12 protein-coding genes are annotated in these 13,316 nt (G+C 64.4%); 9 read left to right on the top strand and 3 right to left on the bottom strand.

The annotated features are described in order from the left end of the window. The first annotated feature begins 143 nt into the window (after positions 1-143). From ACFMO7_RS16670 to ACFMO7_RS16645, 6 genes are all read left to right on the top strand, one after another. The gene (locus ACFMO7_RS16670) at positions 144-1,022 is read left to right on the top strand and encodes an FAD binding domain-containing protein (RefSeq protein ID WP_376796613.1); all 879 of its coding nucleotides are present in this window, start codon (positions 144-146) and stop codon (positions 1,020-1,022) included. Between the two features lie 2 nt (positions 1,023-1,024). Further along, positions 1,025-1,543, top strand: coding sequence for a (2Fe-2S)-binding protein (locus tag ACFMO7_RS16665; protein ID WP_376796612.1), 519 nt, complete (start codon positions 1,025-1,027; stop codon positions 1,541-1,543). 2 nt (positions 1,544-1,545) lie between these two features. Next, positions 1,546-3,921: an aerobic carbon-monoxide dehydrogenase large subunit gene (locus tag ACFMO7_RS16660; RefSeq protein WP_376796611.1), complete on the top strand. Its 2,376-nt coding sequence runs from the start codon at positions 1,546-1,548 to the stop codon at positions 3,919-3,921. Positions 3,922-4,082: 161 nt separating this feature from the next. Beyond that, a complete protein-coding gene (locus ACFMO7_RS16655; protein WP_376796610.1) occupies positions 4,083-5,066 on the top strand; it encodes an XdhC family protein in 984 nt (327 codons plus the stop codon). Between the two features lie 9 nt (positions 5,067-5,075). Continuing rightward, positions 5,076-5,534, top strand: coding sequence for a CoxG family protein (locus tag ACFMO7_RS16650; RefSeq protein ID WP_376796609.1), 459 nt, complete (start codon positions 5,076-5,078; stop codon positions 5,532-5,534). 84 nt (positions 5,535-5,618) lie between these two features. Further along, the gene (locus ACFMO7_RS16645; RefSeq protein ID WP_376796608.1) at positions 5,619-6,458 is read left to right on the top strand and encodes a class I SAM-dependent methyltransferase; all 840 of its coding nucleotides are present in this window, start codon (positions 5,619-5,621) and stop codon (positions 6,456-6,458) included. Positions 6,459-6,539: 81 nt separating this feature from the next. On the opposite strand, the gene ACFMO7_RS16640 is transcribed toward ACFMO7_RS16645, so the two are convergent. Next, positions 6,540-6,863: a zinc ribbon domain-containing protein gene (locus ACFMO7_RS16640; protein ID WP_376796630.1), complete on the bottom strand. Its 324-nt coding sequence runs from the start codon at positions 6,861-6,863 to the stop codon at positions 6,540-6,542. 272 nt (positions 6,864-7,135) lie between these two features. On the opposite strand from ACFMO7_RS16640, the gene ACFMO7_RS16635 reads away from it, so the two are divergent. Together ACFMO7_RS16635 and ACFMO7_RS16630 are read left to right on the top strand one after the other, a co-directional pair. Next, positions 7,136-8,692 (top strand): hypothetical protein, encoded by a 1,557-nt coding sequence (locus tag ACFMO7_RS16635; protein ID WP_376796607.1) that lies wholly within the window; start codon positions 7,136-7,138, stop codon positions 8,690-8,692. 42 nt (positions 8,693-8,734) lie between these two features. Further along, positions 8,735-9,235, top strand: coding sequence for a hypothetical protein (locus ACFMO7_RS16630; protein ID WP_376796606.1), 501 nt, complete (start codon positions 8,735-8,737; stop codon positions 9,233-9,235). A gap of 93 nt (positions 9,236-9,328) precedes the next feature. Here the strand turns inward: ACFMO7_RS16630 and ACFMO7_RS16625 are convergent, their stop codons facing one another. Then, positions 9,329-9,997, bottom strand: coding sequence for a type 1 glutamine amidotransferase domain-containing protein (locus ACFMO7_RS16625; RefSeq protein WP_376796605.1), 669 nt, complete (start codon positions 9,995-9,997; stop codon positions 9,329-9,331). A gap of 247 nt (positions 9,998-10,244) precedes the next feature. Between ACFMO7_RS16625 and ACFMO7_RS16620 the strand changes: the two genes are divergently transcribed. Then, positions 10,245-11,132 (top strand): LysR family transcriptional regulator, encoded by an 888-nt coding sequence (locus tag ACFMO7_RS16620; RefSeq protein ID WP_376796604.1) that lies wholly within the window; start codon positions 10,245-10,247, stop codon positions 11,130-11,132. A gap of 77 nt (positions 11,133-11,209) precedes the next feature. On the opposite strand, the gene ACFMO7_RS16615 is transcribed toward ACFMO7_RS16620, so the two are convergent. Beyond that, the gene (locus tag ACFMO7_RS16615) at positions 11,210-13,270 is read right to left on the bottom strand and encodes a hypothetical protein (protein WP_376796603.1); all 2,061 of its coding nucleotides are present in this window, start codon (positions 13,268-13,270) and stop codon (positions 11,210-11,212) included. Between the last annotated feature and the right edge of the window lie 46 nt (positions 13,271-13,316).

Below are 13,316 nucleotides of genomic sequence, written 5' to 3'. Positions count from 1 at the left end.
CGTGCCAGCGCTCTGCTACAACTCTGTTCTTCCGGCAAGGCAAGCATGGGAAAAGAGCCGAAGGCCAGCCTGTCTACTCGGGCCGTGCTGGCTCCTTGCTTGTCTATTCAGGCTGCCAGTGACGAAACGGAGGTGATCTTCCCTTGATCCCTGGTCCTTTTGACTACCAGGTGGCCGGCAGTGTTGCTGAAGCCATCGCCCTATTGGACCGGCACGGCGCCGATGCCAAGGTGCTCGCGGGTGGGCACAGTCTCATTCCCCTCCTGCGCTTCCGCCTCGCCTCCCCCGCCGTACTGGTGGACATCAACCGCCTGCGCGACCTGGAGTACATCCAGGAGGCTGACGGTACCCTGCACATTGGAGCCTTGACGCGCGAAGCCGAGCTAGAGGCTGCCGATCTCATTCGCCGGCGCTATCCCATTCTGGCCGATACCGCGCGCGTCATCGCCGATCCCGTCGTGCGCAATTGGGCCACCGTTGGGGGCAATCTGGCCCATGCCGACCCGGCCAACGACCACCCGGCGACGATGCTCGCCCTGGGGGCCGAGCTTGTGGCCACCGGACCCAGTGGTCAGCGCCTCATCCCGATCGAGCAGTTCTTTACCGACAGCAGCTTTGAGACCACGCTGCAGCCCAACGAGCTGCTGACCGAGATCCGCGTACCTGCCCCCACCGGGCGCAGCGGCGGTGCCTATTTGAAACTGGAGCGCAAGGTTGGCGACTACGCCATCGCCGGGGTAGCCGCCTATGTGGTCCTTGACGAGGCCGGGCGCGTCACCTATGCCGGTTTGGGACTCACCAACGTAGGCCCGACCCCCATCAAGGCACGCGCCGCCGAGCAGATCCTGCTGGGCAGTACTCTCGACGAGGCCGTCATTGCCCGGGCCGCCGAGCAGGCGGCCGCGGAGGCTCAGCCGGTCAGCGACCTGCGGGGTCCTGCCGACTACAAGCGTGCGATGGTGCAGACGCTTACCGTGCGTGCCCTGCGTCAGGCACGCAGCCGTGCCACAGGAGGTGCCTAGCCATGAGCATCCATCATATTCGGGTTACCATCAATGGCAAGCTCTACGAGGGCGACGTCGAGGCGCGTACCCTGCTGGTGCACTGGTTGCGCGACGGCCTGCGCCTCACCGGCACGCACATCGGCTGCGATACCTCTTCCTGCGGTGCCTGTACCATTCTCGTCGATGGCAAGGCCGTCAAGTCCTGCACCATGCTCGCCGTCCAGGCCGACGGGCGCGAGCTGCTGACCGTCGAGGGCCTGGAGCAGGCTGGGAAGCTGCATCCCCTTCAAGAAGGCTTCCATGTCGAGCATGCCCTGCAGTGCGGCTACTGCACGCCGGGCATGATGATGGCCGCCCTGGCCCTGCTCAAACGCAATCCCAATCCCAGCGAGCAGGAGATTCGTGAAGGCATCTCGGGCAATCTCTGCCGCTGCACAGGTTATGTCAACATCGTCAAGGCTATCCAGTACGCCGCGCAGAAGATGCGCGAGCCAGAGCCAGAGCAGGTACCCGCCGGCAGCGGCGGCGGAGGTGAATAGCGATGACAACTACCACAGGTGGACCGCAGCTACACGGTCTGGGAGAGCCTTACAAGCGCAAGGAGGACGCCCGCTTTATTCGGGGGAAAGGCAACTACGTCGACGACATCCAGCTACCGGGCATGCTCTACGGCGATATCGTGCGCAGCCCCTATGCCCATGCCCTCATCAAAGGCATCGACACCAGCAAGGCCCTGCAGGTGCCGGGTGTGGTGGCAATCATCACCGGCAAGGACCTGGAGGCCGCCGGCCTGGCCTGGATGCCGACCTTGTCCGGCGATAGCGAGGCCGTGCTGGCCGTCGATCGCGTCCTCTACCAGATGCAAGAGGTGGCCTTTGTCGTGGCCGAGAGCCGCTACGCTGCCGCCGATGGAGTGGCCGCCGTCGAGGTCGACTACGAGCCGCTGCCCGTTGTCGTCGATCCTCACAAGGCCCTGGCGCCCGACGCTCCTCTGCTGCGTCCCGACAAGAAGGATCGCCAGCCGACGAACCAGATCTACCACTGGGAGACCGGCGACCGCGCTGCCACCGATGCCGCTTTTGCCGAGGCTGAGCGGAATGGCATCGTCGTGCGTCAGGACATGTACGTTCCGCGCATCCATCCGGCGCCCATCGAGACCTGCGGCTGCGTGGCCGACTACAACACGGCCACCGGCAAACTCACCGTCTGGATGACCTCGCAGGCGCCGCACGCCCATCGTACCCTCTTCGCCATCGTCTCCGGCCTGCCCGAGCATCGCATCCGCATCATCTCGCCCGATGTCGGCGGTGGCTTCGGCAATAAGGTCCCCGTCTATCCTGGCTACGTCTGTGCCGTAGTGGCCGCCCTCAAGACCGGCAGGCCAGTCAAATGGATCGAGGACCGCACCGAGAACCTGACCAGTACCGGCTTCGCGCGCGACTATCACATTCACGCCGAGATTGCCGCCGATAAGGATGGCACCGTCAAGGCCCTGCGTGTCTATACGCTGGCCGACCACGGAGCCTTCGATGCGGCGGCCCAGCCGACCAGGTTTCCCGCCGGCCTCTTCCATATCTGCACCGGCTCCTATGACTTCAAGCACGCCCATGTCGCCGTCGATGCCGTGCACACCAACAAGGCCCCCGGCGGCATCGCCTACCGCTGTTCCTTCCGCGTCACCGAGGCCTCCTATCTGATCGAGCGCATGATGGATACCCTGGCGCGCGAGGCCGGCAAAGATCCAGCCGAGATTCGCCTGCAGAACTTCATCAAGCCCGAAGCTTTCCCCTATCGCTCGGCCCTGGGCTGGACCTACGATAGCGGCAACTACGAGCGGGCTTTGCGCCTGGCCATGGAGAAGATCGGCTATGAGGAACTGAGGCGTGAGCAGGCCGAGAAGCGGGCCCGTGGAGAGCTAATGGGGATCGGTATCTCCTCCTTCACCGAGATCGTCGGCGCTGGTCCCGGTAAGCACTTCGACATCGCTGGCATCCAGATGTTTGATAGCTGCGAGATCCGCGTCCATCCTACCGGCAAGGTTCTGGCCCGCATCGGGGTTCAGACCCAGGGTCAGGGTCACGAGACAACCTTTGCCCAGATTATCGCGGCCGAGCTGGGCATCTCGCCCGACGACGTCGACGTCGAGCACGGAGATACCGACACCGCTCCCTACGGCCTGGGCACCTATGCCAGCCGCAGCACGCCCGTCGGTGGGGCCGCTACCGCCGTGGCCGCGCGCAAGATCCGGGATAAGGCCCGCAAGATCGCCGCCTACCTGCTCGAAGTAGGCGAGGAAGATCTGGAGTGGGAGCCGGGCCGCTTCTATGTGCGAGGCAGCCCGGGCAAGGGCAAAACCATCCAGGAGATTGCCTTTGCCGCCTACACCAATTGCCCGCCCTATCTGGAGCCGGGCCTGGAGGCCGTCAACTATTATGATCCGCCCAATCTGACCTATCCCTTCGGCAGCTACATCTGCGTTGTTGACATCGATCGCGGTACCGGCGAAGTGCACATTCGCCGCTTCCTGGCCGTCGACGATTGCGGCACGGTCATCAACCCGATGATTGTCGAAGGGCAGATCCATGGTGGCTTGACGCAGGGGCTGGCGCCGGCTCTCTACGAGCAACTGGCTTACGATGAGAATGGCAATGTTCTGGGAAGCAATTTCCAGGACTACCTGATCCCCACCGCGATGGAGACGCCGCGTTGGGAGACGGAGCGCACGGTTACCCCCTCACCCCATCATCCTATCGGAGCCAAGGGAGTGGGGGAGTCGCCGACCGTTGGGGCCCCCCAGGCCATCGCCAACGCTGTCGTCGATGCCCTGGCACACGTTGGTGTACGTCACATCGACATTCCCATTACCCCCTGGAAGGTCTGGGCCATTCTCAAGGAGAAAGGGCTGGCCACGGCCTAGGCTGGCCTGGGCAGGCTCACCAGGTAGGTGGCTGAAGGCAGCCCAGCCGTCGGACCGGCGATCGGGGTCAGCCAGGGACGGGCAGCGCGGATCGTGCGATCCGCCCTGTTCCCGCCCCACGCCGGTCGCCGGGACCGGCTGGCTGCCCGGAGGGAAACGGTATGCCTGAGAATGTGCTCAAGTTAGCTCAGCGTCTGGAGCAAGCGGGCAAACCTTTTGTATTGGCAACCGTCGTCTGGTGTGAGCGACCGACCTCGGCTAAGCCCGGGGCCCGGGCCTTGATCCAGGCTGATGGCAGCCTCACCGGCTGGATCGGTGGTAGCTGCGCCCAGCCGGTAGTCGTGCGCGAAGCCCTGCGGCTGCTCCACGAGGGGGGCGATCCCTATCTTTTGCGCCTGGGTGGGCCGGAGGCCGGCCTCGCGCGCTCCGGTCCCGGCCTGCGTGTCTTCCCAATGACCTGTAGCAGCGGAGGGATTCTAGACATCTACATGGAACCACATTTACCGCCGCCACGCCTCTTTCTGGTCGGAGCCTCGCCGGTGGTGGTCGCCCTGGCGCGCCTGGCTCCCGTGTTGAACTTTAGTGTCGTGCGCCTCGATGAAAGCGGCCTCCTCAGTATGCAGCCCGACGAGCGCAGCGCCGTCCTGGTGGCCACACATGGCGAGTATGATGAGGAGGCTCTGGTCCGGGCCTTGCGCAGTCCCGCCTGGTACATCGGCATGGTCGGCAGCCGTCGCAGGGCCGAGGCCTGTCGCCAATACCTGCGGGAAGCCGGCCTGGAGGAGCGCGCTCTGGCGCGCCTGCATGCCCCGGCCGGTCTTGATCTGGGGGCAGTCACCCCCGAGGAGATCGCCGCCAGCATTCTGGCCGAACTGATCCAGGTGCGCCGACGCCAACCAGGGCGAGGGCAAGAACAGGAGCCTGGGCCAGCAGCGGCAGGATCGTCGCCCTCGGCCTCAGAGGCGGCGCCGGCGACCGCTGTTGATCCCGTCTGTGGTATGATAGTAGAGGTAGCCGCCGCCAGGCAACGGAGCATCTATCAGGGACAGGTGTTCTATTTCTGCTGTCCCGCCTGCAAGCGGCTCTTCGAACGCGACCCGCAGGGCTATCTCGCGTCGGAGGCACACGCAACACACGAAAGGTGACAGGTCGCTATGGATTTCTCTGGTTCGCAGACCATCGCCGCCCCGATCGACAAGGTCTGGGCCTTCCTCCTCGATGTTAACAAGGTCGCCGAATGCGCCCCCGGCTTCCAGAGCCTTGAAGTGCTCGGAGAGGAGCACTGGAAAGCCGTAGTCAGCGTCGGCATCGGGGCCGTCAAGGCCAGATTCACCCTGGACGTCACGCGGCCCGAAATGCACGAGCCTGACCATATGGTAGTCAAGGCGCGTGGTAAGGCGCCGGGCAGCGCCGTCGAGCTGGCCGGCGATATGCGCCTGACCGCCGTCGATAGCAACCAGACGCGCATGGACTGGGAGGCCAAGGTGCTTGTGAGCGGCACGATCGCCAGCGTGGGAGCGCGCCTCTTGCAGGGGACCGCCGAGAAGCTGACTGGTCAGTTCTTCTCGTGCCTCAAGACCAAACTGGAGCCTGGTGCCAGTGCCACCTCCTAGTGCCAGGACCAGCCAGCCTCCACTTGTTCAGACCCAGGTCTGGCGCTGGGGTGGATAGCGAGCAAGCGGCAAGGAAAGGAAGCAATGGAGAGTGCTATCGAACGCTGGTACGCCATTCATGATGCGCGCGCGCGGCAGATGGAGGCTATCTATGCCCGCCTGGGACGCTCCAGCGCCGATTACTGGGACCGGCGCGCGCGCTTTTTCCACCGCAGTACGCGCGAGAGGGGAAGCAGCGATCCCTTGTTTCTGCGCCTGCGCCAGGAGCTTGAGCCAACGCTGAGCGTTCTGGACGTCGGAGCCGGAACAGGGCGCTTCGCTCTGGCTGTGGCGCCGCTGGTGCGGGTGGTCTACGCCGTCGAGCCAAATGCCACCATGCTGGGCTACCTGCGCCAGGAAGCCCAGGAGGGCGGCGTGCACAACATTGTGGCGATTCAATCGACCTGGGAAGCAGCCCCCAGCGATCTGCGCGCCGATCTGGTGCTCTGCAGCCACGTGCTCTACCCGATTCGCGAGGTGGTGCCTTTTGTCGAGAAGCTGCGCTCCGCGGCCCGCCGAACCTGCTATATCTATATGCGCGCCCAGCACCTCGATGAGTTCACGGCCCCTGTCTGGCGCCATTTTCATGGCACGGAGCGGGCCAGCTCGCCGTCCTACATCCACCTGCTGGATGTCCTCTTTGAGATGGGGATTTATGCGAACGTAGAGATTGTCAGGACGCCGCTTTCGCTGCGCTATCCCTCGCTCGACGATGCTGTCGAGGAGATGCTAGAGCAGCAGCTCCTGCCCGACGACGAGGCGACGCGCCGCGAACTGCGCGCCTTTCTCAAGGACTGGCTGGTGGAGGATCAAGGGGGGCTGGCGGTACCAGGTACGGAGGTGGTGAGCGCTATTATCTCGTTCCCAGGAACGGGCCAGGGCTGAGCAAAGGCTGCCTTCCCCTGGCCAGACCTGACCAGGTCTGGCCAGACTCTCGTGACCGTTCTGCAATTCATCGACAAATGATCACCACTTCTCGCCTCCTGCTTCCGCGACCCATGACGAGCAGCCCAAGGCCGCCCCGCCACCGGGATCTCCACAGGCGTGACTTCCCGCGGAACTCGCGGTACCGATTCTCAAACGATTGTTCGCTGCCTTGATGTCGCGGTCCTGCCGCGTGCCGCACGCCGGGCACGTTCGCGCCCGCACCGACAATGGCAACTCGCTTAGCACGTCCCCACACGCCGGACACGTCTTGCCGCTCGCATAAAGCCGCGGCGCTCCGATGAGCTGCGAACCATACCACGCGTACTTGTCCGTCGGCCCTGGCCCAAACTCGCCAAACCCCATGTCCGAAATGGCTCGCGCCAACGCGCGTTTCTGCGCCATGCCTCGCACTCGCAGGTCTTCCATGACGGTCGCTCGCCTGGTGCTTGCGAGCACCGTCGTCACCTTGTGCAAAAAGTTCTGCCGTCTTCGTAGCTGGGCGGGTAGCTACGGCTCTCCGCTTGTTGTCTGCTTGCTCGCTTGCCTTCTCATCTGCGCTGGAGTCTGCCCCTTGTCGCTCTGCCCCCGATGTGCTACTATCCTGGCAGATTGTCCATGAGGAGCTGAGCGTCTGCATGCAAGAATCCGAACGTTCTGAGCAGCCTGCCACGGTCCCTCAGGAGCCGGCGGCTGCTCTCGAGGAGGAGCTGAAGGTTAAGGAAACGGTGGCTGATGCACCACCGGCGGCCTCCGCGGCCCAGAGAGAGGAGCGGAGGCGGGAAAAAGCCGGCCCCGATTGGCTGGCGGTGGAGGTGCTGGCGGTGGCTGGAGTGCTCTTCGCCATCATTGCGCGCCTGAGTGTCCAGCCCTCGACTGCTCTGGTGCCCATCGCGGTGCTGGCGGCGCCGGGCTGCGGGCTGCTGGTGACGGCCATTCGCAAGCTGCGCACCCTGCAGCGTCCCGGTCTGCTGGAAGCGGCGCTGGCGGGGACCATTCTGGCGCTCTGCCACCTGGGGGCCGCTTTGACCTACCCGGCGGTGCTGTCAACCCTCTTGACTCAGGCTGAGCTGCGCCTGGCCTTTTTGAGCACCTGGGGTCTGGTCACCCTCTTCGCTTTGCTGCTGAGCGTGGTGGGGGCTGTGCTTGGTCATTTAGCCTTTGCTCCCCTGCGCCCACTGCCGGCCCGCGCGGCCAACTCCTCGTCCGATGAGGGCGGAGATCGGTCTGGGTCCGCCGGAGAAGCCGGGGCGGAAGCGCTGCAGGCGGAAGAGGCAGCCGAGGTTGACGAGGCGTCCCAGGTGCTTGCGCTTGAGGCCGGAGAAGGTGGGCCAGAGGGGGAGAGGCGGGGAGAGGTGAAGGCCTCTGCCGGCTCGAACGAGGCGGTGAGGCCAGTTGTCGACGAAGGGCCTGAGGAGAGCGAGGAAGACCAGGCAGAGGGAGCAGAGCAGGGATCAGACGAGGAGCCGGCGGAAGCTGTGGGACAGGTGGCCGCTGCGAAGCCGGTCCGCCGATCCCTGGTGAGCTATGCCATCGCGATTTTGCTCCTGGCGCTGCTGCCGACGGTGGTGGGCTACCTCTTCGCGGCGGCCTATGATGCCATGTTCGTGCTCTATCAGTTTGCCCCCGGACCTTTTCCAACGCTGCGCCTCTTGTCGGCGCTCTTGCCCTGGCAGGTACCTATTCATATTGATCTGAGCCGCCCCGACGCCGCTCTGATCATTTTCTCGCTTCTGTGGCGCATTCCTCTCTTCCTCGGCAATGGAAGCATGTTCGATGTCCTGGCCCTGGAGCCGTTGATCCTCAATGGGGCGGCCCTGGCTTTGCTCCTCCTGAGCACCTATGGTCGCGAGACGCCGGCGACCGCGGACAGCCCCGCCGAAGAGAGGCCGCTGCCAGACTGGCCACGCTATCTCTTGCTGATGGCCTGGCTGGGCCTGGCCCTGGTCCTGGCTCCCGATCTCTGGGTCTTTCAGGGACTGGCTGGCCTGCTGCAGATTCCCCATGCCGATATCGCTCTGCCGCTCCGTACGTTGCGCATCCTCGATCCACTGACCTTCAGCCTGAATCTTGCTACCGGGCCGTTGCTCTCCCTGCTGCTAGCGCTGGCTCTGCGCTGGCAATATGAGCGCGCGCGGGCGTTGCGGGTTGCTCCTGTCGCCGAGGCTCATCGCGCCGCAAGTCCCAAGGCATAGGTACGAAAGAAAGATTAATCTGCGGATTGGGTACGTGTACTTATGAATGATCCACGTATTCTTGTGATCTTTGGCCTCTTCTTTGTCGCCCTGGGAGGGTATAATCTGGTTGTCGGGCGCCGTCGGTTGCGCGCTCAGCCAGGAGTGCGCCCGCTCAGGCAGGTCAACATTCTCACGGGCAGTGAGTACCTGCTGCTGGCGCTAGTCTTCTTTATTAGCGCCGTGGCCAGAACGACGCTCCTGCCCTCCTGGATGGCTCCCTACCTGTTCGGCGCCTCTTTTGCCTTGTTGATCATCTCCCTGGTGCTGGCGGTAATGGTGGTGCGCATGGCCACCCGAGGGCGGGCCGCTTCCTCCCAGAGCGCAGGCACGGGAGGCGTGGCTGCCAGCGGCGACCAGGGCCCGGAGAATGGCCAGATCGGGACAACAAAGGAAATCGATCCAGCGCAAGAGGCGGCCCGCCGCCGCGAGCGTCGCCGCCGACGCCTGGAGCATCGGCGCAAGATGGCCGAGCAGCGCCGTCGGCGGGCCGGCAAAGTCTGAGGCGGAGCAGGCAGACAAAACAAAAAAAGAGGAAGGGCGCGCCTGCTCGCTCAGAGGCGAGAGCTGGGCACGCCCTCTGCCTGGCAACCTGCCTCAGCTCAGGGCCTCGATCACGGCCCTTGCAATACTGGCGCTCGACTGGGGATTCTGGCCCGTGATCAGCCGTCCATCGCGCTCAACGTGGTCGGACCAGTTGGGGCGCGTCACGAAGTTCGCCCCTAGCTCGCGCAGGCGGCTCTCCAGCAGGAAGGGCATGAACTTGTCCAGTCCTGTAGCGCGCTCCTCCTCATCGGTGAAGGCCGTGATGGTTTTGCCCGCCACCAGCGGCTGGCCGTCGGCGCGCTTGGCTCCGACCAGGCCCGCCGGACCATGACAGACGGCGGCGATGACCTTTCCCTGCTGCTCGAAGTCGCCGAGCAGGTGGTGGAGTGTCGTATCCTCAGCCAGATCAAACATCACTCCGTGCCCGCCTGGCAGGAAGATGGCGTCATAGTCGGCGGCCCTCAGGCCGGCCAGAGGACGGGTGTTGTGAAGCTGGGCTCGCGCCTCCGCATACTTCTGGGCCTCTTCCCCCTGGGGTTCGCTGCGCGGGTCAACGGGCACGCTGCCACCGCGCGGACTGGCAACCGTGATCTGCCAGCCCTGCTCTTTAAAAGCCTGATAGGGAACGGCGAATTCCTCAAACCAGATGCCGGTCCGGTGCTCATCGTCGATGCGGTCGTGACCGGTCACCACTATCAAAATGTGGCGCGCTTGAGCCACGAAGTAATCACTCCTTTCTTGTCTTGTCTTGTCTTGCTTTGCCTGACCTGACTTGGCCTGGCCAGCCTGGGCGGCAAGCTGTGCTCGGCCCGGCGAAAAAGGCCGCCGGCCAGGACTGAGCGGCGCGCACCCGACGGAAGCGCTGCATGTCCTCTGCAGTCCCTGGTCGCGCCGCTCCGCTGGCATTCTATGCCCTGGCTGAGCTATAAAGCAAATAGTCTTTCTGGGGATATGTATAAATAAATTTATGGTTGACCTGGAGTGGTATCGCAGCTTTATCGCCATCTATCGGGCCGGCACCGTCTCAGGAGCGGCGCGGGCCCTCTTGCTGACGCAGCCCGCGGTGACGCAGCACCTGGCGGCTCTGGAGGCCGCCGTGGGCGAACCGCTCTTTCTGCGCGCGCCGCGGCGGATGATCCCGACGGCCCGTGGCAAAGAACTCTACAACCAGGTTGTGCAGGCCATCGAGACCCTGGAGCAGGTCAGCCAAACGTTAGGGGCTGGTCAGGAGCGCCCGCCCGTCCTGCGCTGCGGGGCGCCGCGTGAATACTTTCAAGAGCAGCTGCTCAGGCGTCTGCTCTCGCTCCCGTACCGTCTCTGGTTGCAGTTTGGCGAGACCGCTGACCTGGTCAATGACCTTGAACACGGGCGGCTAGAGGCCGTGGTAGCTACCCAGCAACTGGCCTCGCGCGATCTAGAGTTTGTCCACCTGGACGACGAACGTTTCATCCTGGTTGGACCGACCGCTCTGACGGTGCCCGACGAGCTGAGAGAGGCCGCCGCCGAAGGAGCGCGGGAGCCGCTCGAGAGCTGGTTGGCCGCCCAGCGCTGGGTCAGCTACGGGCCGGAGCTACCCATTATTCGTCGCTTTTGGCTCCAGTGTTTCGAGCGCCGCCCCACCTTTCAGGCAGCGCTGGTCCTGCCCGACCTCCACGCCATCAGAAGCGCCGTTGAGCAGGGTTATGGCATCAGCGTCCTGCCCGACTATCTCTGTGGCGACTGGCTAGCAGCAGGGCGCTTGCGCGTGCTCTGGCAGCCACCACAGCCGGTCGCCAACGAGCTATGGCTGGCCTATCGTCGCATCGACCGCAACGATGTCCGCATTCGCTCCCTCAAGCGGGCCTTGCTCTCCTAGCCGGGGCGGGCAGGGCGCAGGGTCGCGCTCTCCATGCTGCCCTTCTCTCCTCTCCACGCCAGCGCCAGCCTGGTCGCCTACGGACCTTCTAGCTCCAACTGCATCTCGGCGCGGCCCTGTTGGGCCTCATAGTGGGCCTGCAGGCCGCTGATGCGGCAAATCAGGCTTTGGCCGCTACCAGTAGGAGCCAGGCTGTCCGTCAGAGCCAGGGTGTCGAAAAGCTGCAGTGCTGGATTGAGCGGCACGACAGCGCGGTGTCGGCTGGCGGCACGCTGTTCCTGGGCCAGCAGAAAGGCCGCCTTCTGCGCGCACTGACTCGTGGTTGTGAGCTTGTGATCGATGTGATAGTACAGGCGCTCGCAGCCTACCTGCTGCAGGTGGAGGTCATCGTAGCTCTCAGCGGTCGTCAAAGCCTGGGGGGGACCGCCGGCCGGCGGCTTGCCGCTAACAATGATATGGTTGGCCCGTTCGTCGCTGCTGCCGAGGCTGAACAGCTCGATCTCGGGCCGGTAGGACCAGGCTGGCCCCTCACTGCTGTTCAGCTCGCGGAAGCACAGGACCTCATCTTGATCGAGGAAGTAGACCAGTCCGTAGGTATTGCACAGCTCATCGAGGGCCGCGCGGTAGGGCTGGCCGGCCTGGATGACAAAGGCTGGGATGGTCTGGCTCATCTGGGGGGTTGTGGGCAGAGCAACGCTGAAGAGACCAGCGCGGGCACAAACCTCGCTGATGAGAAAGGCCAGGGTCTGGCCACTGTAACTGTTCTGGTAGCGGGCGAGCAGATCAAGCAGGCGCGTGCGGTCGTTGGCGACCAGCAGCAGGCGATTTTCCTGGGGAGAGCGCAGAAAGTGGAGCTGGCTCAGCACATAGGTGCCTGTCTTGAGGAGTGCTGGAGTGGGAGGTATGCCGGCGTAGTACCCTTCGCTCAGGGTCAGGGTCGCACCGAGGCCCAGCGGCCGATAGGTACCAGCGCTGCTAACCAGGGCATTGTAGCTACCGCCGCTGTTGTCAAGCAGCACCTCTAAGCGGGCCGGACGACCCGGACGCTCCAGTCGCCGGTAGGCCAGCACAGAGGCCGAGAGATCAAGGGACTGCTGGGGATTGCTGCTCTGGAAAAGCGGCGCGCTGGCGATCGCTGGCATGGTCAGGACGTAGGAGCGGGGACCAGCGTTCCCACTGGCAGGACTGGTCACCGCCAGTACGACAGCCCCGTAGCTGCAGGGCAGCATGTGCAGGATGGTCCCGTTTGACCAGTGGACCAGGTCTGCCGACTGGCGCAGGCGCGGGTAGCTGTAGACCGAGCCGGTCAGGCTGCCGCTGTCAGCCTCGACGCAGCTGAGTGTATAGAGGCCGTCCGCGAAGGAGAGGCGCGGAGCCAGGCGCATGATGGCCGTAGTGGTGGCCGGAGCGATGGCTTGCCCTGCGCTCCACTGTCCGCTGGCGGCATCGAAGGTGCAGCTGCTCAGAGAGTAGTTGTCTGAGTAAATCAGCCTATAGCGGTTGCCAGCCCAGGCGGCGGCCAGGCCACCGCTGGCCCCCAAAGGAGGAAGCGACCAGCTCTGCAAAGCCGACCAGCTTGTGCCGTTGAAGAACGAGCAGCCGATAGCTTCGCCGCCGGCAACGTCGTAGAGGAAAAAGACATCGTTGGTGGCAGCGCAAGCCACCCCTTTGATCAGGGCATTGCCTGGCGGAGAAAGGACCGTCATCGGGCCGCTCCAGCTCAGGCCGTTGTCGGTCGAGGTCCAGACCCAGAGCTGATTGCCGCCGCTACCGCGCTGAGCGAAGGCACGTAGCTGTCCCTGACAGTTGGCGATGGCGCATCCGCCATCCTGATTCATGACAGCGGCGGCCCCTGGCAGCGTCACCCAGGCGCCGCCAGCCCACTGGCTGGCCTGGGTAGGATCGCTGATGCGCTGAACCTGGAAGGTCCCATTGAGAAAGGAGCTGGCTCGGGCCAGGCGCACGCGCACGATGCTGCCATCGCTGGCAAGACAGGCATCATGCCAGCTATCGGGCGTGCCGGGAGTCTGATACGGGGCATAGTGGAGGACGCGGTCGGCAACACTGAGCGCCAGGGCCGGGCGGCGAGTCAGGCTGTTGAGGGCGGTGCTCAGGGCGCTGGGAAGAGGGCGAACCATTGTAGGGGATCTCCTGTGTTGAGGCACTCGGGCTTGCTGGACAAAG

It is taken from the genome of Thermogemmatispora sp. (assembly GCF_042408735.1).
Classification (GTDB): Bacteria; Chloroflexota; Ktedonobacteria; order Ktedonobacterales; family Ktedonobacteraceae; genus Thermogemmatispora.
This window is presented reverse-complemented; position numbering and strand designations above follow the sequence as displayed.

Coding starts and splice junctions, on each gene's coding strand:
- ACFMO7_RS16655 (WP_376796610.1), top strand. CDS start 4,083: ATGCCTGAGAATGTGCTCAAGTTAGCTCAGCGTCTGGAGCAAGCGGGC.
- ACFMO7_RS16660 (WP_376796611.1), top strand. CDS start 1,546: ATGACAACTACCACAGGTGGACCGCAGCTACACGGTCTGGGAGAGCCT.
- ACFMO7_RS16635 (WP_376796607.1), top strand. CDS start 7,136: ATGCAAGAATCCGAACGTTCTGAGCAGCCTGCCACGGTCCCTCAGGAG.
- ACFMO7_RS16620 (WP_376796604.1), top strand. CDS start 10,245: ATGGTTGACCTGGAGTGGTATCGCAGCTTTATCGCCATCTATCGGGCC.
- ACFMO7_RS16665 (WP_376796612.1), top strand. CDS start 1,025: ATGAGCATCCATCATATTCGGGTTACCATCAATGGCAAGCTCTACGAG.
- ACFMO7_RS16615 (WP_376796603.1), bottom strand. CDS start 13,270: ATGGTTCGCCCTCTTCCCAGCGCCCTGAGCACCGCCCTCAACAGCCTG.
- ACFMO7_RS16645 (WP_376796608.1), top strand. CDS start 5,619: ATGGAGAGTGCTATCGAACGCTGGTACGCCATTCATGATGCGCGCGCG.
- ACFMO7_RS16640 (WP_376796630.1), bottom strand. CDS start 6,863: ATGGGGTTTGGCGAGTTTGGGCCAGGGCCGACGGACAAGTACGCGTGG.
- ACFMO7_RS16650 (WP_376796609.1), top strand. CDS start 5,076: ATGGATTTCTCTGGTTCGCAGACCATCGCCGCCCCGATCGACAAGGTC.
- ACFMO7_RS16630 (WP_376796606.1), top strand. CDS start 8,735: ATGAATGATCCACGTATTCTTGTGATCTTTGGCCTCTTCTTTGTCGCC.